The organism is Winogradskyella thalassocola (assembly GCF_900099995.1).
Taxonomy (GTDB): Bacteria; Bacteroidota; Bacteroidia; order Flavobacteriales; family Flavobacteriaceae; genus Winogradskyella; species Winogradskyella thalassocola.
In genome coordinates, this window is the sequence record NZ_FNCZ01000001.1 from 1 (window position 1) to 20,391 (window position 20,391).

Sequence of the window (20,391 nt, forward strand, 5' to 3'; positions counted from 1 at the left end):
AAACTTAAATGGTAAGTGACCGTGAAATCTGTGGCCGATTGTGTTCCTAAAATCGCTAAGGTTTGTGAGCTTAAATCGAAAGTCGCAAAACCATCGTTGCTCTCATCATCACATAACTCTAAATCTGAAACTGGGTTGATAGTGGGTTGAAGAGCTGAAGATAATGAGAATGAGGTTATATCAACACAAATCTGTGAAACATCCGCTAATCGCGCCCAAATTGTTTGAGGACTCGTTACATTGGTATAAAGACTAGGCAGTGCGTTAACATTATCTAAAGCATCTTGTTCTGTAAGGTGATAACTTATCGAAAAAACAGTTGGATCTTGGTCTCCCAATATATCATCATCGTTTACTGATAAATCAAATTCTTCAATCCCAGTAGAACTACAAACAACTAGATTAGGAGCCGGATTAGCAGTTGCGCCAGTTCTGAATTCAACAAGAATAGGTTCCGCAGAACCTGTACAAACACTTTCTAATTCGAAATCCGCGTAATAAACCCCTGGCTCCGTAACTGTAATTGTTGAGGACACTTCACCTGGTATAATCACATCATCTTTATACCAAACATGGGTTGCTAGCTCAAGTCTAGTATCTAAAACAACACCTGATCCATCACATGCTGCCGTACCTGCCTCAATAGTAATATCATCACCTAAACTACCACCTAAGTTAAAACTTCCTGCTTTAATAAAAACGCCAGAATCAAAAGCATTATCTCTATCATCTCCAATAACCAATTTAATAGTATAATTTTCACCAGGGACAACTGCAGATTGTGCTGTAAAAACACTTGTTCTCCCATCAAATGCTATTGGTGATCCATTATTAGGAGTATAAGCTCCAAAATAGCGTTCATTAATCCCACCACAGGTGGCACCATTATCGGGATGAATATTAGTCACCAAAATAGGTGTCGTTGAACCAGGTAATACTGCTAAATTAGAAACATTACCAGCGGCATCAGTTAGTAAAAAAGCAAAAGCATCCGAATAGGTACATTCAAAACCACCCATATCGTATTCTTCAGAAGCCATTAAAAATTCAAAACTTATACTATCCGCCAAAGGTGTAAAATCAAACTGAATATATGTTGCATTATGAGAATCAACACCTAACTCAGAATTTAAATCAGGATCGCCTGGCCAAACACCAGATCCATCACTTAAAGTTCCATTATTATTAGGTCCTCTAGCCTCACTAGCATCTCCACTTGTAAGTAACAACCCATCTTCAAAAGGAAAATCAATTCCATTACTCACAAAATATCCGATACCATTGGGCTCATCAACACTGTAGTTAATACCTGTTACGGCAACAATATTAGATACAGAAGCACATGGACTATCTATTAAAACATCTTCAATTAATTGCTCGGGGGTAAATGTCTCTTGGTCTATTACAACATTTTGCCCCAAAACAAAAACAGTAACTGTTGCTGTCCCTGAACATCCTTGCGGATTCGTATCTGTAACCGTTAATGTCACTGTATAAGTTCCTGCTGCACCAAATATATTAGTAACATTGGCACCTGTCGCTGTATTAGTGTCTCCAAAATCCCAATTATAAGTTGCATCTGTCCCATCTACTGAGAACAGTGCACTAGCAGAAAAATCAACAGATTGAAAAGGTAATATCCCAACAACACCAGCGGCATTGAGTGCAGGTATGGTATTATCTATAGATGCCATAATATCTTGACATGGAGTTGCACATAAGATATCCGCTTCCCAACCATTAATATTACCACTCCCATTAGACACAAATTCTATGGTAAGACACCCAGAAGCATTATCTTCTGTTGCAGAAATATTTCCAGGACCAGCTGTGCCTTGAAAAGTCCCTAATAATGGAGCTGTGACATCATCACCATCATAAATATACATTACGTCTGGTTGCGCACCTAGTTGTGTGGTAAATAGTGTAAAATCGAGAATAATAAACTCATTTGCATTTTGTGGACAAATTGTAGTGACCAAATTCTCATCATCACCATAATTTGCAAACTCACCACCAGAATCATAAAATTTATCTGGAGCACAACGCGTAAAAGTCCCATTTTGCATCAATATGTCTTGAGCAAAACCTATTGTTGAAATGAGGAAAATAATAAGATATAGGGTCTTTTTCATAAGTTAAAGCTTCAATTTATCAGCGCATAAATTCTTAAGTTCAATGTAACAAATAAACGCTTGAGTTTTCTTGAGCACGAAATTTAATGAATAAATATTAATTGACTTAAGATTATAGTTATAAAACATCATCCAATGGATGAACGAATCATGTTGATATTTCATACTTTTGCAAATAAAAAAGATGGCACAGACCAAAATTTCCATAGTCAATACTTCTAACGACAGTATAAAGAAGTTTGAAGCAGATCGATTTTTAACTAATCATAACAGTTTCGAATTTAACAACATAGATGACGCTAAACACTCTCCTTTGGCGCAACAATTATTCTATCTTCCTTTTGTAAAAAAAGTATATATCGCATCTAATTTTGTGGCGATAGAACGTTATAATATAGTAGAATGGAAAGATGTAGAAAATGAAGTTGCACAACAAATTGAAGATTATTTATCTAGAGATGGTGTGGTAGTTAGTGAAGATGCTATTAAACCTAAAGCGGCTGTAACTGTATATGCAGAAAGCACTCCTAATCCTGGTGTATTAAAATTTGTATGTAATAAAGTTTTAGTTCCAAATTTATATGAGTTCACCTCTATTGAAGACGCTAAACCATCACCTTTAGCGACGGCATTATTCCAATTTCCATTTGTGAAGAATATTTACATGGAAAAGAATTTTATTTCTATTACTAAGTTTGATATTATAGAGTGGGAAGACATCACGCTTCAATTGCGAGAGTTTTTAAAATCTTATGTTGAAGACGGAAAAACCATCCTAAACGATGATGCGCCAAAGCAATTGAAAAAAACGGAAGAAGCTATTGAACAAAAATTTGAAGCTTTAGATGATATTTCAAAAAACATTATAAATATTCTTGAAGAATATATAAAACCGGCTGTAGAAAGTGATGGAGGGAATATTGAATTTATTTCTTACGATGACGCAACCAAAAAAGTTGAAGTCTTATTACAAGGAGCTTGTAGTGGTTGTCCATCATCAACCTTTACCCTTAAAAATGGTATTGAGACTATGCTAAAAGACATGTTGAAGGATACCGCTATCACTGTAAATGCTATAAATGGTTAAAATTTTGTACCTTAAGAGTGACCTTATTGAGTTTTTAGTGTCTCAATTAATATAACCCTTAAAACATATACCATTATGGCAGTATTAAAAGTAATTGAAGTCTTATCTAACTCAGATAAAAGTTGGGAAGATGCAACAAAGAAAGCAGTAAAAGAAGCTTCTAAAACTGTGAAAAACATAAAATCTGTTTATGTAAATGAGCAGAGTGCTATCGTTAATGGTGACGACGTTACAGAATTTAGAGTGAATTTAAAATTGACTTTTGAAGTTAAATAAATTCTATTATCGCTAGTATTAACATCTAACTCGGTCTAAAAATTAGTCGAGTTTTTTTATTGAAAATTTAAATTTTAAAAATCAACATGGAAACACAAAAATGGATTGACTCAGGTTACAATTTTATTATTGAGTTTGGCCCTAAAGTTATCGGAGCTATACTTATATGGATTATTGGTAGCTGGGTGATTAAAATGATCGTAAAAGGCGCTTCTAAAGCAATGAATAAAGGCGATTATGACGAAAGCTTAAAAAAATTCTTATTAAATCTTATTAATTGGATTTTAAAAATTCTTCTCATTATTGTTGTCTTAGGCACAATGGGTGTTGAAACAACGTCGTTTGCTGCTATTATTGCTGCTGCTGGTTTAGCCATCGGTTTAGCGTTACAAGGTTCTTTAGGGAACTTTGCTGGTGGAGTTTTAATTATGATTTTTAAGCCTATTAAAATTGGTGATTTAATAGAAGCTCAAGGAGAAATCGGAGTGGTTAAAGAAATTGAAATCTTTACGACCAAATTGATTGGTCTTTCTAATAAAGAAATCATCATCCCTAATGGATCGCTTTCTAACGGAAACATTGTGAATTACACAACACAAGGTACACGAAGAGTCGATTTAGTATTTGGAGTCAGTTATGATGCAGATATCAAACAAACAAAAGATGTATTCAGCAAAGTGTTAGCGGCACATCCTTTAATATTAAAAGATCCTGCACCAACAATTGCTTTATCTGAATTAGCAGATAGCTCAATTAACTTTGTGGTAAGACCTTGGTGTAAAACTGAAGATTACTGGACTGTTTACTTTGAGATTACCGAAAATGTAAAAGAAGCATTAGATGCGGCTGGTATCGAAATACCTTATCCACATCAAGTAGAAATACACAAAGAAGGTTAAGCTTTCTTTTTTAAAGCTACAAAATCCTTTAAATAATAAGGTTCAAAATAAGCGACATCTACGGTGTCGCTTTTTTTATGCTTATTTTCTGCTAACAAAGCCATTTCATTTGCAGAAGGCAATTTTCCATCTATAAATACTGCATTAGGATGCTGAATTAGGCTTTTAGTCTTTTCTACACCACTTCCTACAAAATAAACTTTATGATCTTTAAGAAGCGTGTTAAAACTCTCTTCTGTGAGGATTTCGGCCTGTATTTCTCTATGTAATTCTAGGTTCGAATTATAGATTGCCGAATACACTTCCATACGTCTCGCATCTAACATAGGAATTATAAAACCATCTCTAAATTTAACTTGATGTGCTAAACTTTCTAAAGTTGAAATAGCAATTAATGGTTTATTTAATGCGAAACACAAACCTTTTGCAGAAGACACACCTATGCGTAAGCCTGTATAAGAACCAGGACCTTTACTAACGGCTACTGCATCAATCTCTGAAGGTTTTATTTTTGAAATCTTAAAAACTTCATCTATAAAAAGATGTAATGTTTCGGCATGGGAAAATCCTAAACTATTATCTTCTTTTAAAACTAAAGTCTCTCCATCCTTAGACAGAGAGACTGAACAATTTGTAGTTGCTGTTTCTATATTTAGCACTAATGCCATTAGCTAATGTATTTTTTATTCCTCGCTTTTAGTGTTAGAAGCGTCTAAGGAACTTTTATTTTTTACCTGAATTAAATCTCCTGGATTAAGGTCTTTAGAAACCATGATATATGGTCCTGTAATGATTTCATCATCTTTAGTTAATCCTGAAATGATTTCAATATTAGTATCATCTTGAATACCTGTCTTAACAACTCTTAATTTAGCTTTTCCATTCTCATTTACAAACACACATTCAAATTTTTGCTCTTCCCCATCATAATCTCCTGAGTCTGTGGTTGGTGTTTTTTGGTATGTTTTTTTGGTTGAGCTTGTATCTGTTTTAATCACAATAGCACTAATAGGTACCGAAATGGCATCTTTTCTAGTTTTTGTAATGATATCTACAGTTGCAGTCATTCCGGGTCTAAAAGGGGAATACGTTTCAGGTTTTCCTTCTGTTAGATCTTTATAAGACTCTTCTATTATTCTAACTTTAACTTTAAAATTAGTCACCTGATCTGCAGCCAAAGTACCAGCAGCAGAATTAGCAATAGCTGTAACGACTCCTTTAAATTTTTTCTTTAAGTAAGCATCAACTTCAACAATTGTAGAATCTCCAATGCTCACTTTTACAATGTCATTTTCATTGACATCAACTTCAACTTCCATGTTTTTTAAATTGGCGACTCTTAAAATTTCTGTACCTGCCATTTGTTGTGTCCCAACTACACGTTCACCTAGCTCTACACTTAAAAGTGAAATTGTCCCTGTCATTGGTGCATAGATTGTTGTTCTATTTAAATTGTCTTTAGCTTCATTCACCGTTGCTGCAGCACTTTGCACACTGTAATACGCAGAACTTTTACCTGCAACTGCAGTTTCGTAAGTAGCAATAGAGCGATCCCAATCTGCTTTAGAAATGACGCCTTTATTAAAAAGAGTTTTGTTTCTCTCGTAATCGGCTTTGGCCTGTTTTAAATTGGCTTCAGCTTGTTCTAAACCTGCTCTTACATTTTGATAAGACGCTTGAGTTCTACTAACCGCAGACTGAATTAAATCTGGGTTTACCCGAACCAACAAATCACCTTTCTTAACTTCTTCACCTTCTTTAAATGGCAACTCTAAAATCTCACCAGACACTTCTGAAGATATTTTTACTTCAACTTCTGGCTGAATTTTTCCTGTGGCAGATACGGTTTCAACAATATCTTTTAAAGTCACTTCTTTTATAGTAACTTCTTTAAAATCACCTTTTTCACCAAACCACCCCATTTTAGATCCTGCAACTACAATCAATAGTCCCACAATGAAAAGTCCGATAATAATTTTTACTGTTTTGCTCATAATTAAAACTTTAATTCAGTTGCTGGAATTCCGAAATATAATTCGAGAACCTTCAACTTAAAAATATAATCGTATTTAGCACGATTTAATTCGATGTTAGCATTGTCGAATCTTAGTTTAGATTGACTAAAATCGAAAGCATTGGTTAAACCAACATCATAACGTTCTTTAGCATAATCGTATGCTAATTGTTGTGATTCTAATGCTTTATTTGCAGCTTCAAAAGATTTTAAAGCCCCTTTTGCATCTACATAAGCCTGATATACTGTAGATTCTAAATTTAATTCTTCTTGCTCTAATTGGTATCTCGTACGCTCTAAATTAATCTGAGTTCTTTGTACATTACCTTTAACTGAAAACCCATTAAAAATAGGAACGCTAAGACTTAAGCCATAACCAATACCATCATTAATGTAAATTTGCTCATTAAAAGGAGTAGCATTCGCATCGGTGTAACGTGTATCATAGCCAAGGAACGCTCTTAAACTTGGCCAATATGACCCTTTTGCAATTTGAATATCTTTTTCTGCTAAAGCTACATTCTGTTCTGCTATTTTTATTTCAGACCTATTCGCTTTTGCATTTTCAATAATTTCCGATACTGATTTACTTGCGACTCCCTCATCTACAACATCGTAACCCTCATCTTCAATATCAAAGTTTTCGTAATCTTTAATTAGTAGTAACTGCGCTAAATTTATTAATGAAATTTGAATTAAATTTTCTGCATTTACGATATTCTGCTTCTCACTTGCATCTGATGCCTGAATTTCTAATAAATCACCTCTAGGAAGAGAACCAGCTTCAACCAATTGATTGGTACGTTCAATTTGTTCTTGAGTTACGGCATTCTGAGATTTTAAAACTTCTAGATTGGCTTTATTTAAGATGACGTTAATGTATCCGTTTGCGACAAAAAGTGAAATATCATCTTTCATTTTAGACAGTCTATAGTCTGCTGCTAATTTTGAAATTTCGGCACGCTGAACTTGTCTAATATTCTGTAATCCATCAAATAGATTATAACCAAGATTTATATTACCAGATGCAGAAAGAAATGTCGTAGTTGAAGAGTTTCCGGTTGTAGGATCAAAACTCAAACCAGTGTTATTTGAAACGCTAGCCCCAATATTAACCGTTGGTAAAAACCGACCTATCGCTGTTAATTTCTCTATATCAGTAACTTTTAGGTCTAACTCACTTTGCTTAACAGAAATATTATTTTCTAAAGCATATTCTACACACTCTTTAAGTGTCCATTTTTTATTTTGACCTTGTACTAAAACTCCAAAAAGAAGTAATGCTACTATGATTGTTTTTTTCATGTGTTAAAATCTATTTTTCACTATTGTCACATACTGTTCGCTATTAATCATTTCTATAAACTGATTAAATTTTGAACATGCTCGTTTCATGATACTTGTTTGTCTATATAAAACTTAAAGTGTTACACTAAATTTCAAAAAATTATTACTGAGCGTATTTAGGCACGCCTTGTATTTGATTCCAAACTTTTATTTTATCAGTTTTTGATATACCACTTTTCACTTCTACAAAAATACCATCACTAATACCTAATTCCACATCTTTTCTTTCAAACTTTTGATCTCCAACGACAATCTCTACGTAAGGCTTTTTTGTATCCTTATCATATTGTACTAAAGCTTCTTTTATTGCTAAAACATTTTCTGCTTTTTCCAAAATAATAGAGGCGTTAGCGCTTAGACCCGCTCTAATAAATGTTGAATCCATTTTTTTAAGAGACCCCTTTATTTCAAATTGAATAGCACCGTTTTCTGCCACACCTTTTGGAGCAATGTAATCTAAAACCGCATCAAATGTTTTATCTTCAATAGCACCAACAGTAATCTCTAATGGTAAGCCCTCTTTAATTTTACCAACTTCACTCTCATCTACTTTACCCTCAAAAATCATTTGTTTTACATCTGCTAAAGACGCAATTGAAGTTCCTTCGTTAAAGTTGTTTGCTTCAATAACTTGGTTTCCTGCTTTTACAGGTACATCTAAAACCATACCCGAAACAGTTGCTCTTACTTGTGTCTGTGCTATATTTCCTAAACCAGATGTGGTTCCTGTTTTAATAATATCATAATTCTGATTCGCAGAATTTACATTAATCTTAGCTTGCTCTACACTTTGCTTGGTTTGTAAATACGAATTATTTACACCTTCAAAATCATTAGCAGAGATCACACCTTTTTCAAACAACGCCTTTTGTCTATCGTAATTAGACTGTTGTGTTTGTAAATTTATTTGTGCCGTTCGAAGCGCTGTTTGGTTTGTTGCAATACTATTTTTTGCACTTGTTAGAGACGATGCATTAGGTATCACCTTAATTTGTGCGATAAGATCTCCTTGTTCAACATATTCGCCAGCTTCAATAAAAACCTGTTCGATAACACCAGAAATATTCGGTTTAATTAATATTTCTTCTTTTGGAACAATACTTCCTGTGGCTACAGTTTTAACTATTATGGTTTCTTCAGTAGGTGATTCAGAAGTGTATGTAATTGGATCTTCTTGATTCTTTTGCCATAAATAATATAGTGATATTCCAAATACAGCCACTATAGCTATTAATATAATTATGGTTTTAGTTCTTTTCATGTGTTTAGATTTATTGTTTTTAAATGGTCACATGCTGTTCGCCATTTATCACTTCCTTTAAGTGATTAAATTTTGAACATGCTCGTTTCATGATTGTGATTAATATATGTTTATTCTATTCTTAAGGCATCTACTGGTTTCATCTTTGTGGCACTATTTGCAGGAATTAATCCAGCTAAAACACCTGAAACTATTAATATAATTAAAGCTGTAAATACAACTTGCATACTTACGCTTGGATTTGCAAAATTATCTACTGGTCCGGCATTATCTAAAATGGTATTCATCACCCAAATTACCAATGCAGCAAATGAAATACCCACCATACCAGACAGTATCGTTAGTATTAAACTTTCTTGTAAAATTTGTGATTTTATACTCCAAGGACTTGCTCCTAAGGCACGTCTTACTCCAATTTCTTTGGTACGTTCTTTAACGACGATTAGCATAATATTACTGATACCAATAATTCCAGACATTAACACTAGAGCTCCTACAAAATACCCAACTAAAGATAATATAGAAAACAAGCCATTGACGCGACCAAATTGTTCTGACAAATCAAAATGACCAATAGCACGATCGTCTGTTGGATCCACTTTATGTCTAAATTTCATTAAATCGAAAACTTGCTGTTTTAGCGTTGTGATGCTTACATCATCAACTGCGGTTATAGCCATCCAACCAACATTTTCTCCCCTATTAAAGGCCTGACCAAACGTTGTAAACGGGATATAAATGGTACTTGCATCTTGCTCACCATCCCCTTGACTATTGCTCATTTTAAAGGTACCAACGACCAAGAAATTCACACCATTAATTTTAACGTAGGTTCCCAAGACCTCTTCATCTTTATCATAAAGCCCTTTTTGAACACCTGTACCAATGACACATATTTTTCGTTTAGCATCAATATCTGAATAACTAATAAAACGACCTTCAAGAATATCCATGGGCTGTTGTTTTATATACTCAGGGTAATCTCCATAGATCTCAAATGCACCTGTTTTTGTACCTCTAGTAACATTATTTGCTCCATTAAAACCACCTAATTGGTTTCTAGGTGACACGTATTTTAAATTAGGAATCTCTGTTTTAATTGCGGCAATGTCATCTATTTTATAATTAAAAGACCGTCCTTTTGGCAAACCTTTGTAAGGCTTTGAGGTACCTTGCGTCCACATAAACATAGAATTGGTAGCAAAATCCCCAAAATCTGCTGTAACTCCATTTTTAAGTCCATTAGTTAAGGCTAGCAACAATACTAAGATGGTGATGCCCCAAAATACACCAAACGCCGTTAAAAACGTTCTAAATTTATTAGCACTTAGCGCTTCTAGTATTTCATCCCAACGGTCTCTACTAAACATATTATTCGTCTCTTAATGCGTCAATTGGTTTAATCATTGCGGCTCTATATGCAGGAATAAAACCTGCCAAAGCACCTGCAAAAACTAACAAAAACACTGTGGTTAGGGCAATATTAAAATCTACTTGAGGGTGTTTAATAAAGTCACTTTCAATTAATGGCCCTACAAGTTCTAATAACCCCAGTCCAAAAATTAGCCCAAATAAACCAGAGAACATCGTTACAAAAACAGCTTCTTGTAAAATCATACCAACAATAGACATTGGCATTGCTCCTAAGGCTTTTCGGATTCCGATTTCTTTAGTACGCTCTTTTACGATTATAAGCATAATATTACCTACACCAACAATACCTGCAATGATAGTTCCAATACCTACAAACCAAAATACAGCTCTTATGGTCGCTATTAATGAATAGATTTTCTGAGCTTCTTCTAGGGTGTTATTTACTCTTACAGCACTTACATCGTCTGGTGCAACCGTATGAATCTCTTTGATTTTTTGTTCTACTCCTAAAGCAATGGCATTAGATGTGGCTACGGCGTCATCAAAATTATCTGCCATTTTCACCGTAAATGCCATGTTTCGAATATTCTCTCCAGCATTAAACACTTTTTGAGCTGTAGTCAAAGGAATATATACCTGACCTTCTTCACGATCTCCACCTGGATCATAAAAAACTCCGACCACCTTAAAATTCATTCCGAAGACTTGAATGTTTTGATTTATTGGATCTTCCCCTTTAAAAAGGTCGGTTTTTATTTTATTCCCAATAACGGCCACTTTTTTACTTTCATCAATATCAGATTGACTAATAAATCGACCTGAACCCATATCTGCATTCTCAATAAACTGATTATCTGGCATGGTTCCTCGAACACGGTAATTTCCGGTTTCATTGTTATAAGTAACGGTTCCACCCCAAATCATATAATCTTTAGTGCGATATTCGAAATAATCATCATACTCGTTTTCAACAGCGTCGAAACTAGAATTTTTAAGTTGAATATAACGTCCTGGATTTAAACCTTTATAACCTTTTGTAGTGACACCTGTCCATACAGAAATTTTGTTTGTTGCATCTTGTTCAAATTGCGATTTTACGCCATTAGCAATACCTTCACTAAAACCAAGAAGTATAACCAAAATAAAGATACCTGATGCTACGGATAGTCCTGTTAAAAACGTTCGCAATTTATTTTTGCTCAACGTTTCAAATATTTCTTGCCAACGTTCTAAATCAAACATGTGCTGATGCTCTAATTTGTTTTACCGGACTATCGTCAATAATTAAACCGTCTTTAAGATTAACGATACGCTTAGTCATGTGCGCAATATCATCTTCGTGAGTAACGATTAATATTGTTTTACCTTCATCGTTAATACCTTGAATAAGCTCCATAACCTCATACGAGGTTTTAGTATCTAACGCACCTGTTGGCTCATCAGCTAACAATACTTTTGGATCACTTGCTAATGCTCTTGCAATTGCCACACGTTGTTTTTGACCACCAGAAAGCTCGCTTGGTAAATGATGTGACCATTGTGCTAAACCTACTTTTTCGAGATAATGCATTGCTCTTTCAGTACGCTCTTTTCGCTTTACTCCTTTGTAGTATAAAGGCATAGACACATTGTCTAATGCGCTTTTGTAATTGATTAAATTAAACGACTGAAAAATAAATCCAAGAAATTCATTTCTATATTTTGCCGCTATTTTTTCATTAAGATTTTTAATAGGAACACCATCAAGAATATACTGACCTTCATCAGCCTCATCTAACATCCCTAAAATATTTAATAATGTAGATTTTCCAGAACCTGAAGAGCCCATAATTGAAACTAACTCACCTTCTTTTACATCAAAATTTATACCTTTTAAAACGTGTAGGGAATTGTTTCCCATATGGTAAGATTTGTGTAAATCCTTTATCTGAATCATAATGTGGTTAGTTAGCTTTTGCAATTTTAATAAAATTCGTAAGGTTTTCATCCCAACGAATTGTTAATACCTACTAAACAGATAACTACTACTAACTATTAGTTGGGTAGATTCTTTTAATAAATAAACTATTTATAAGACTCCGAAACTAAATATATGTTACAGATTTTGCTCTGTATTTTCAGACTTATCTGGTCTACTAAATTTTCTATAAATAATGAAACCAATAGTACCAACCAAAATATAAGGTACAGCCATTAAGAAAACGATACCATCATTTATACCTTCTGCCATATTTTGATCCTCACCACTCTCTAAAACGGCCCTACACATAGCACATTGCGCATTTGTTTTTAGAACAAAAAGTAGAGCGATAATCGATAAAACAATCTTACGTACCATAATTAAATATAATAAGGTGAAATCATGATGTAAACTACAACACCAGTTACGGCAACATATAACCACATTGGAAAAGTAATTCTAGCTATTTTTCTATGACGTTCTATATCATTAGTGATTCCTCTTACGTAAGTAATTAATACAAACGGAATAATAACAATAGATAATACAATGTGAGTAATGAGAATAAAGTAATAGATATATTTAATCGCACCTTCTCCTCCAAATTGTGTGGAATCCGAGGTCATATGATAAGCAACATACATCACAAGAAAAATGACAGAAGTCCATACGGATGTCGTCATTAAGTTTTCATGAAGTACAACGTTTTTTTTCTTAATTGCAATAAAGGCAAATATCAAAAGTAGAGCGGTAAATCCATTTATCGTGGCATAAATTGGAGGTAAAAAAGTTAAAGGCTGCACATCAAACCCTAAATCTTGTAATTTAACTCGAGATAAAACGGCAACTACAATCGGAATTATTATTGATAACACAATAATCCATTTATTATACTTCTTAGCTTTAACATGATTGACTGTCTCCATAACTATTCCTTTAATAATTTAGCTATATCTTCCTTTAGAATTGTTATTTCTTGAGGAATCCCATCCTCATCTACTCCAGTTGCTTCTGAAATTAATCCATTATAGAAAATCTTAGGGTTTCCAAAATCATCAGTTCTAGATCTGATATACCCTTCTTTATCTATTAAGGCAAAATTCCCTGAATGTTCAAAACCTCCTTCTACGCTATCGTCTTTGGCTGTATATAAATTAAAGCCTTCATTAGCTAGTTTATAAATATCCGTTTCATTTCCTGTTAAAAAATGCCAGTTTGGATTTGTTACGTTATATTTTTCCGCATAAGCTTTTAAGACCTCTGGAGTATCTATTTCTGGCGAAATGGTAAATGAAGCGATTCCAAAATTCTCAAATCCATTAAATTGATTCTGCACTTCTACTAAATTCCTGTTCATTATGGGACAAATAGTAGGACATGTCGTAAAGAAAAACTCTACAACGTAAACTTTACCAATATAATCTTCATTGGTAATTGTAACTCCATCTTGATTTGTAAAACTAAATGCTGGTACTTTTTTAGGTTCCCCATTAATTTCTAAATAGACCAAGTCACTTTTATTCTGTTCCGCGTTTTTTGCTTTAGAATTAGAAGTTGAAACGTCCTTACTTCGGCTTTCATCTCTTATAATATCTCCTTCACTTACACGGTCTATAATTTTAGGAATAAATATAATCCCAAATACTAGAATTATAAACGTAATTCCAACATACGAATAATTTGTTTTTTTACTCATTATCTTGTTTTAATTCTCTATTTCTTCTGGTATCAGAATCCTCAAATTTTCCATCTCTCTTTTGACGGTATTCTGTAAATAAAATCCTTACATCATCACTCATCATGTTCTTAATTTCTGCGACTTCTATGGTATTATAAGAATAGACACTAAAGGCTGGCTTATTGTCTTCTACTTGTTTTTCATCTCTTCCGTCTAATCTACCACGTTGCTTTAATTCATTATCTATAATGAAAACGTGATTTGTTGATAGATCTTCAGACAAAGGTTCTTTATATTTTAAGGAACTAAAGAGTGTTTTAATTTCGCCTTCTGTACCATAAACGTAGTGCCAATACTTTAAGTCTTCGTAAGTGTTAATTTCTGTTTTAAGCACCTTTATATCTTCTTCCGTGCCTTCTGGAACAACAATTACAATTTGAAATTTTTTAAATCCTTTAAATTTATCATAGACCAATTCTTTGAGATTTGAAGCTTCAATATTTTTAGCTAAAGGTGTTTTTCCTAAAAATCCTAATATAGTAATGTGATCTTTTAAACGAATGGAATCCGCATTATCTGACATAAAATATTCTATATCAGATACATTTTCATTCACCACATTTAAAGGCTCGTAATTGTGCTGTGCAGGATAAAGCATTAATAAAAAGGCAACTGGTAAAAAGAATAAAATACCGAGAACGATATAACGTTTTGTCTTATTTTCTTTCATCTTTTAGAAATAAAAACTGTTATGTAGTAGCATTTTATACTTTTTAATGCCTTAAACAATTAGATTGCAAAAATAGAAAAGGTGGCTTATAAAAACCACCTTTTAATTGTATTTAACACTTTGCCTAAACACAGTGTAAAAGTATATATTTTTCTTAAAAATTATGCTTAATTAAAGCATCGTCTCCGTTGTATACATTGAATACATAACCACCTTCTTGTAGTAAGATAAACATTAAATAGCATATTAAAAAAACCGCAGTCCACACTACCATTTTTCTCATACTACCTGTTTCGTCTCTCATGTGCATAAAATCCCATGTAATATAATAAGCCTTAACAATTGTTAATACAATAAAAATAAGGTTCAAAGGCTTCATGTACACTATTGGTGATAATATAATATTACCTAAAGTTGCAAAGAATCCTCCTTCTAATGGATCCATCCAAGTATGCATAAATACATCTGGCTTGTAGATACCTAAAACAACTTCTACAATTGTTATAAGCGTTAGAAAAGCTAAAACTCCCCAAATCTTTTCTGTGTTGGATTTAAATTTCCAACGTCCTCTAAATATTTCTAATTTATGTTCGTGTGCCATAACTTAATCTTAATATCATGTGTGTTTCTATTAATAACCTAATATAGGACACATGCTGTTCGCTATTAACTATTTTATTGAGCAATAAAACTTTTTATATGCTCGTTTCTTTTTATACTAAATAGAAGAATGTGAATACAAATACCCATACTAAATCGACAAAGTGCCAATATAGCCCTACTTTTTCTACCATTTCATAACTTCCTCGACGCTCGTAAGTACCAAGAATAACATTGAAGAATATGATAATATTAATCACAACCCCAGAAAATACGTGGAATCCGTGAAAACCAGTGATAAAGAAAAAGAAATCGGCAAACAATGTCGTACCGTATTCATTAACTTCAAGGTTTGCACCTTTTACCACCAATTTACCATTCTCTTTAATTTGCTTAAGCGATTCTGCTCTAGACAATACCGTTTTATGACCATTTTCATCTAAAAACTGATTTCTTACCAAAACATTCTCATTAGCCTCTAAACCTGCATATATTTCATCAACAGTATAAAGTGGTAATGTACCTTCATCAACAAACCAAAGTCCATTTTTACGCTCATGATCGACACGATCACTTTCTTGCGCTATAGCTAAATCTTCAATTGATACGCGTTTAAATTTCTCTACACCATCGACCGTAACATACTCGCCAAACTGTAAAATGTTTCCACCATTAGTTTGAACCGCACCATAATCTCCTTGAATAAAGGTTGCCCATTCCCAAGCTTGCGAACCAACGAATACAGCTCCACCAATAATGGTTAAGAACATATATATAGTTACTTTGGCTTTATTCATATGATGGCCAGCATCTACTGCTAACACCATCGTTACTGACGACATAATAAGTACAAACGTCATAAATGCCACATAAATCATTGGCAATTCTTGACCATGCAAAAATGGTACGTGTGTAAACACCTCATCCGCAATTGGCCATTCGTTTATAAACTTAAACCTTGAAAAACCATAAGCGGCCAAGAAACCTGAAAATGTTAATGCATCAGATACAATGAAAAACCACATCATCAATTTTCCGTAACTTGCTCTAAGAGGCTTATTGCCTCCACCCCAAGTTTTTTCTTCTGTACCAGTACTAGCTACTGTAGAATCCATAGAATTTATTTAAATTTTTAAGATTGGACAAAAATAATCAAATTATATATCTAAAAAAATATAAAAACAAAAAGAGCACAAGCCAAAGCATATCTACGAAATGCCAAAAATTGGCTGCTAGTTCAAAACCCAACATATTGTTGGAGTTATACTTTTGTTTAAAATGATTATAAATTACGACAAGCAAACATACTAAGCCAGCAATAACGTGCGTTATGTGCAATATTGCGATAACATAAATGTAAGACATCGTAATATTACTTGTTGGACCCGTAAAATTATAACCGTCTACTATAATTTGGCCAAAACCTACAAACTGGCTATAAACGAACCCAATACCTAAACCTAGTGTAGCTAATAACCAAATGGTTACCATCTGCATTTTATTTTGTTGTAATGCGCGTTTCCCTAAAACAAAAGTCAAACTACTTAACAAAATAAGCACTAAACTTATAAAAAAAGCATCTGGTAATTGAAAATCTACCAACCAATCTTCATTCAATCGTTGTTTACTACTAACAATAAAAGCACTAACCAAGCCCGCAAAAGACATAATTAACGCACCAATAGCAAACCATAGCATCATCTTTCTAGAACGTGCTCTTTTAATTTGAGGTGATCCTTGTGTTAAATCCATTTATCTTAAAAATTTATCTGCAACATATATTATTTGCAATAACGTAATATAAAACACACTAGATAGCATGAGTTGTTTAGCCGCTTTTATAGAACGTTCTTTAAATAGCCTAACAGCATAAACCAACATTACCAAGCCAAGTATAAAAACGAGTATAGCCCCTACAATTGATAGTTTTAAATCACCTGTATAGCCGAACACTGGAATAATAGATACAATAATCGTCCAAACACTATACATTATAATTTGTACAGCAGTTCCCTTATCTGGTTTTCCAGTTGGTAACATGTGGAAACCACCTTTTTTATAATCTTCGTGTAAAAACCACCCAATAGACCAAAAATGCGGAAATTGCCAAAAAAATTGAATAGCGAATAATGTTCCTGCCTCAATTCCAAAACTATTACGAGCCGCAACCCACCCTAACATAAAAGGTATGGCTCCTGGTAAAGCACCAACAAACACAGATAACGATGTTTTCGTTTTTAAAGGAGTATAAACACTTGTATATAAAAAAATGGAAATAGCCCCATACATCGCCGTTTTAGGATTAATAATATATAACGTTACTAATCCTAAAATTGTAAATGTTGTTGCTATTATAAATGCCGTATTAACAGACATTCGCCCTGCAGGAATTGGTCTGTTTTTGGTCCTTTCCATTAGCGCATCTAAGTCACGCTCAATGATTTGGTTATAAGCATTAGATGCACCAACCATAAAGTAACCACCAAAAGCTAATAGTGCAAGCGTTGTAAAACTTATCGTTTCTGCACCAAGAAAATAGCCCGCAATAGAAGAGAACACGACACTTAAGGACAATCCCATTTTGGTGATTTCCTTAAAATCTGTTATCACAGAAACTGTTGATACCGAAGATTTTGTATAACTCAAACTATACGATTTTTGATCTTTTAAAAGCGATTGCAAAGATAGTTTGAAAATTGATTCTTACCAACGTTAAACTTTAGTTTTATTAATTTATGAATCTAGCATCTGAATTACCTGATCAAAAGCGCTTTGACAACTAAGAAACTAAGCTCTCACGATTTTAGAAATCATTATACCAGTTAAATAAATCTGTCCGCACACCAATACTGAACCAAAGCGTATTAGATTCCATTGTCGATGCCGTTATAGCATCAGGATTAAAATCTCTATAAACAATATTGGTAAATACTTTAAGGTTCGTTGCGGGATTTAAAAGATAACCCGCTTGTATTTCTGTCATAAAGCTATTGGTTTTATTTCCTTGACCCACGGTTATACCGGTATCGGCATTTCGATCATTATAATCCCTATAAATATTACCTCCATAAGAAAAATTGTCTTCGTCGGTATTAAAATCAAACCCACGTTGCCCAATTATAAACTTGGCATCTCCAAACCAACGCTTATAATTATAACGACCAATTAAGACTAACTCTTTAAAATTAGCTCCCCAAAGGTGTGCCATTGGTTGATTAAAATTCGCATAATTAAGAATTTGTGTATTATGTGAATAGGTATAAGGTCTCACTCTGTTATATTCCGCTTGAAGCAATAAGTTATCAACATCAAAAGCATTAAAATACTTCGCCCCTAACTGAAATCCGAATTTATTTTTCCAACTCTTTTCACCTGCTTTAACCTCACTTAATGAAAACTCATCCAAAATAAACTGGCCGTAAAGGTTTACTTTATTATTCCATTTGTATTTAGAACTAAGACCAAGAATTGCATTTCCGGCTCCTTGACCAGTTTGAAATTCGATAGCTCTAAAAAATATAATAGGATTTAAGTAATTAATATCAAACCCTCTTCCATTAGTATCTGACCAAACTACGGATTCAAATAACCCAATGTTTAATCGCTTAGAAACATTCCAGCTTAAGTAATGATTTGCCATGTATTTAGTCAGAAAAGCTTTGTCCTCTATAACTTCATCCCTAACATCTTTTAACCACATCCAAGTACTCGTATATTTTATTTTCCAGAAGGTCGCATTCAACTTTAAAAATGGATAAGGACTTGAAACATCACTCTGTAATAAAGAACGATAACCGTCTCCTATAAAGTTTTTTCCATGACCAAATTGAATGTTTAAAAAATCTGCGGGAGTATACGACATGTACGCTTCAGCGACAGGATAATCATACGCATCCTCTTTAAAACGTTTTCCAATTCCTCGACCTGGAATAATAGCAGGATCTGGACCAAAAGCTTTTAAGCTTTCTGCATATTGATTAAAATAATCTGCAAAACGACCTTGACTCTCATAAACCGAAGCCGTTAAATTAAAACGTTTTCCTAAACCGGCTTGAATATTAACACCTCGTGTGTTATTCCAAGTCGAACCAAAATCAGCTTCGGTGTCTTTACCGACTTGTAAATCTAAAATAGGATCTACAGTAAACCAATAATCATTAGTTTGTATTTCTACCAAATGTTCATTATATACTTTTCTTCCTAACCAAGAATCAGTTTCCCTTGCTAGGCTTTCTTTTTCGGATTTAATATCATAATATCTTGCAACATCACTATACACAAAAGGTTTCGCCGCTGTATGACTGTTAGTACCAATCGCATTCATTTCATCATCAAAACGTGCATAATACGAATGTGTAAACGGTATATTTAACTCACTATCATATTCTGATTTTTCGTAGACTTTTAAATTCTTTGCGATGTCATCAAATTCATTAGACAAGGTTGCATTTAAACTATCTTTTCCCGTAAGTTTAACCTCATCTGTAGGTAATACAATATTTTCCACTGGTTGAATTAAAGGTATGGCAATGCTAATACTATATTGAACAAATGTTGGGTTACCGTTGTAGGTTGCTGGTTGTATTTTTGGAAGCAAATCAAAAACCCGTTTGCTCTCAACTTTTAATTCATCATAAATAGCATCTGTATAGATAGCCTTAAATTCACCTTCTTTATTGACTTCAAATAATATTTTAACGTCACCAACGTAGGACTCATCAACTACTATTTGAGGTATTTTAAAATTTTCGTAAATAAAAGTATTTAGCGTAAAATTGAAACAGGATTTCAATTGTTCTACAGCAACGGAATCACATTGCTGAAAGACAGGAGATTTTTCGTAAGACAATAAGGTTTGAGCATAACCAAAGGTGGTCGTTAACAGAATAGCAAATAGCACAATGCGCTTCATAAAGGACTAATTTTTAATGTGTGAAAGATACTTAATTTTTTTAGTAACCTAGAAATCAAATGAGGTATAAAAAAACCGTTACTCAGAGAATAACGGTTATGTTTATTTAACTAGTAAT

General features: G+C 33.5%; 20 protein-coding genes. 3 read left to right on the forward strand and 17 right to left on the reverse strand.

All coding sequences use genetic code 11. The features are described 5' to 3' along the window. A partial coding sequence (locus BLT80_RS00005; protein ID WP_245710051.1) for a choice-of-anchor L domain-containing protein occupies window positions 1-2,135 on the reverse strand: 2,135 nt, incomplete at its 3' end. Between the two features lie 184 nt (window positions 2,136-2,319). Between BLT80_RS00005 and BLT80_RS00010 the strand changes: the two genes are divergently transcribed. The 3 genes from BLT80_RS00010 (at window position 2,320) to BLT80_RS00020 (ending at window position 4,397) form a co-directional block, all read left to right on the forward strand. After that, complete coding sequence (locus tag BLT80_RS00010) at window positions 2,320-3,222, forward strand: NifU family protein (RefSeq protein ID WP_092465549.1); 903 nt, start codon at window positions 2,320-2,322, stop codon at window positions 3,220-3,222. A 75-nt stretch (window positions 3,223-3,297) separates the two neighbouring features. Beyond that, window positions 3,298-3,498, forward strand: coding sequence for a dodecin family protein (locus tag BLT80_RS00015; RefSeq protein WP_020894643.1), 201 nt, complete (start codon window positions 3,298-3,300; stop codon window positions 3,496-3,498). Between the two features lie 86 nt (window positions 3,499-3,584). After that, complete coding sequence (locus tag BLT80_RS00020) at window positions 3,585-4,397, forward strand: mechanosensitive ion channel family protein (RefSeq protein ID WP_092465550.1); 813 nt, start codon at window positions 3,585-3,587, stop codon at window positions 4,395-4,397. Here BLT80_RS00020 and tsaB read toward each other — a convergent pair. The 16 genes from tsaB to BLT80_RS00100 all read right to left on the reverse strand — a co-directional run bounded on the left by tsaB (window position 4,394) and on the right by BLT80_RS00100 (window position 20,273). Further along, the gene (gene tsaB / locus BLT80_RS00025; RefSeq protein WP_092465551.1) at window positions 4,394-5,065 is read right to left on the reverse strand and encodes a tRNA (adenosine(37)-N6)-threonylcarbamoyltransferase complex dimerization subunit type 1 TsaB; all 672 of its coding nucleotides are present in this window, start codon (window positions 5,063-5,065) and stop codon (window positions 4,394-4,396) included. The two genes, BLT80_RS00020 and tsaB, sit on opposite strands and share 4 nt — an antisense overlap. A gap of 15 nt (window positions 5,066-5,080) precedes the next feature. Continuing rightward, a complete protein-coding gene (locus BLT80_RS00030; RefSeq protein WP_092465552.1) occupies window positions 5,081-6,391 on the reverse strand; it encodes an efflux RND transporter periplasmic adaptor subunit in 1,311 nt (436 codons plus the stop codon). A 2-nt stretch (window positions 6,392-6,393) separates the two neighbouring features. Further along, window positions 6,394-7,716 (reverse strand): TolC family protein, encoded by a 1,323-nt coding sequence (locus BLT80_RS00035; RefSeq protein WP_092465553.1) that lies wholly within the window; start codon window positions 7,714-7,716, stop codon window positions 6,394-6,396. Between the two features lie 145 nt (window positions 7,717-7,861). Then, on the reverse strand, window positions 7,862-9,019 hold the full coding sequence (locus BLT80_RS00040; RefSeq protein WP_092465554.1) for an efflux RND transporter periplasmic adaptor subunit: 1,158 nt from the start codon (window positions 9,017-9,019) through the stop codon (window positions 7,862-7,864). 110 nt (window positions 9,020-9,129) lie between these two features. Then, window positions 9,130-10,389, reverse strand: a complete 1,260-nt coding sequence (locus tag BLT80_RS00045; protein WP_092465555.1) for an ABC transporter permease — start codon at window positions 10,387-10,389, stop codon at window positions 9,130-9,132. Window position 10,390: 1 nt separating this feature from the next. Next, window positions 10,391-11,635 (reverse strand): ABC transporter permease, encoded by a 1,245-nt coding sequence (locus BLT80_RS00050; protein WP_092465556.1) that lies wholly within the window; start codon window positions 11,633-11,635, stop codon window positions 10,391-10,393. Beyond that, window positions 11,628-12,329: an ABC transporter ATP-binding protein gene (locus tag BLT80_RS00055; protein WP_092466831.1), complete on the reverse strand. Its 702-nt coding sequence runs from the start codon at window positions 12,327-12,329 to the stop codon at window positions 11,628-11,630. The genes BLT80_RS00050 and BLT80_RS00055 overlap by 8 nt, the downstream gene beginning before the upstream one ends. A 159-nt stretch (window positions 12,330-12,488) precedes the next feature. Further along, window positions 12,489-12,731: a hypothetical protein gene (locus BLT80_RS00060; RefSeq protein ID WP_175455513.1), complete on the reverse strand. Its 243-nt coding sequence runs from the start codon at window positions 12,729-12,731 to the stop codon at window positions 12,489-12,491. Window positions 12,732-12,733: 2 nt separating this feature from the next. Next, complete coding sequence (locus tag BLT80_RS00065) at window positions 12,734-13,279, reverse strand: DUF420 domain-containing protein (protein ID WP_092465557.1); 546 nt, start codon at window positions 13,277-13,279, stop codon at window positions 12,734-12,736. Between the two features lie 2 nt (window positions 13,280-13,281). Continuing rightward, complete coding sequence (locus tag BLT80_RS00070) at window positions 13,282-14,049, reverse strand: SCO family protein (protein ID WP_092465558.1); 768 nt, start codon at window positions 14,047-14,049, stop codon at window positions 13,282-13,284. After that, a complete protein-coding gene (locus tag BLT80_RS00075; RefSeq protein ID WP_092465559.1) occupies window positions 14,042-14,761 on the reverse strand; it encodes a hypothetical protein in 720 nt (239 codons plus the stop codon). The genes BLT80_RS00070 and BLT80_RS00075 overlap by 8 nt, the downstream gene beginning before the upstream one ends. Window positions 14,762-14,915: 154 nt before the next feature. Further along, window positions 14,916-15,362: a cytochrome C oxidase subunit IV family protein gene (locus BLT80_RS00080; RefSeq protein ID WP_092465560.1), complete on the reverse strand. Its 447-nt coding sequence runs from the start codon at window positions 15,360-15,362 to the stop codon at window positions 14,916-14,918. Window positions 15,363-15,474: 112 nt separating this feature from the next. After that, window positions 15,475-16,476: a cytochrome c oxidase subunit 3 gene (locus tag BLT80_RS00085; RefSeq protein ID WP_092465561.1), complete on the reverse strand. Its 1,002-nt coding sequence runs from the start codon at window positions 16,474-16,476 to the stop codon at window positions 15,475-15,477. A gap of 37 nt (window positions 16,477-16,513) precedes the next feature. Continuing rightward, window positions 16,514-17,113 (reverse strand): cytochrome c oxidase subunit 3, encoded by a 600-nt coding sequence (locus tag BLT80_RS00090; protein WP_092465562.1) that lies wholly within the window; start codon window positions 17,111-17,113, stop codon window positions 16,514-16,516. Further along, on the reverse strand, window positions 17,114-18,007 hold the full coding sequence (gene cyoE / locus BLT80_RS00095; protein ID WP_175455514.1) for a heme o synthase: 894 nt from the start codon (window positions 18,005-18,007) through the stop codon (window positions 17,114-17,116). Between the two features lie 157 nt (window positions 18,008-18,164). Next, the gene (locus BLT80_RS00100) at window positions 18,165-20,273 is read right to left on the reverse strand and encodes a gliding motility protein RemB (protein WP_092465564.1); all 2,109 of its coding nucleotides are present in this window, start codon (window positions 20,271-20,273) and stop codon (window positions 18,165-18,167) included. Between the last annotated feature and the right edge of the window lie 118 nt (window positions 20,274-20,391).

Bases quoted from the DNA above. Each gene is read 5' to 3' on its own strand.
- BLT80_RS00010 (WP_092465549.1), top strand. From the start codon at position 2,320: ATGGCACAGACCAAAATTTCCATAGTCAATACTTCTAACGACAGTATA.
- BLT80_RS00015 (WP_020894643.1), top strand. From the start codon at position 3,298: ATGGCAGTATTAAAAGTAATTGAAGTCTTATCTAACTCAGATAAAAGT.
- BLT80_RS00020 (WP_092465550.1), top strand. From the start codon at position 3,585: ATGGAAACACAAAAATGGATTGACTCAGGTTACAATTTTATTATTGAG.
- tsaB (WP_092465551.1), bottom strand. From the start codon at position 5,065: ATGGCATTAGTGCTAAATATAGAAACAGCAACTACAAATTGTTCAGTC.
- BLT80_RS00030 (WP_092465552.1), bottom strand. From the start codon at position 6,391: ATGAGCAAAACAGTAAAAATTATTATCGGACTTTTCATTGTGGGACTA.
- BLT80_RS00035 (WP_092465553.1), bottom strand. From the start codon at position 7,716: ATGAAAAAAACAATCATAGTAGCATTACTTCTTTTTGGAGTTTTAGTA.
- BLT80_RS00040 (WP_092465554.1), bottom strand. From the start codon at position 9,019: ATGAAAAGAACTAAAACCATAATTATATTAATAGCTATAGTGGCTGTA.
- BLT80_RS00045 (WP_092465555.1), bottom strand. From the start codon at position 10,389: ATGTTTAGTAGAGACCGTTGGGATGAAATACTAGAAGCGCTAAGTGCT.
- BLT80_RS00050 (WP_092465556.1), bottom strand. From the start codon at position 11,635: ATGTTTGATTTAGAACGTTGGCAAGAAATATTTGAAACGTTGAGCAAA.
- BLT80_RS00055 (WP_092466831.1), bottom strand. From the start codon at position 12,329: ATGATTCAGATAAAGGATTTACACAAATCTTACCATATGGGAAACAAT.
- BLT80_RS00060 (WP_175455513.1), bottom strand. From the start codon at position 12,731: ATGGTACGTAAGATTGTTTTATCGATTATCGCTCTACTTTTTGTTCTA.
- BLT80_RS00065 (WP_092465557.1), bottom strand. From the start codon at position 13,279: ATGGAGACAGTCAATCATGTTAAAGCTAAGAAGTATAATAAATGGATT.
- BLT80_RS00070 (WP_092465558.1), bottom strand. From the start codon at position 14,049: ATGAGTAAAAAAACAAATTATTCGTATGTTGGAATTACGTTTATAATT.
- BLT80_RS00075 (WP_092465559.1), bottom strand. From the start codon at position 14,761: ATGAAAGAAAATAAGACAAAACGTTATATCGTTCTCGGTATTTTATTC.
- BLT80_RS00080 (WP_092465560.1), bottom strand. From the start codon at position 15,362: ATGGCACACGAACATAAATTAGAAATATTTAGAGGACGTTGGAAATTT.
- BLT80_RS00085 (WP_092465561.1), bottom strand. From the start codon at position 16,476: ATGGATTCTACAGTAGCTAGTACTGGTACAGAAGAAAAAACTTGGGGT.
- BLT80_RS00090 (WP_092465562.1), bottom strand. From the start codon at position 17,113: ATGGATTTAACACAAGGATCACCTCAAATTAAAAGAGCACGTTCTAGA.
- BLT80_RS00100 (WP_092465564.1), bottom strand. From the start codon at position 20,273: ATGAAGCGCATTGTGCTATTTGCTATTCTGTTAACGACCACCTTTGGT.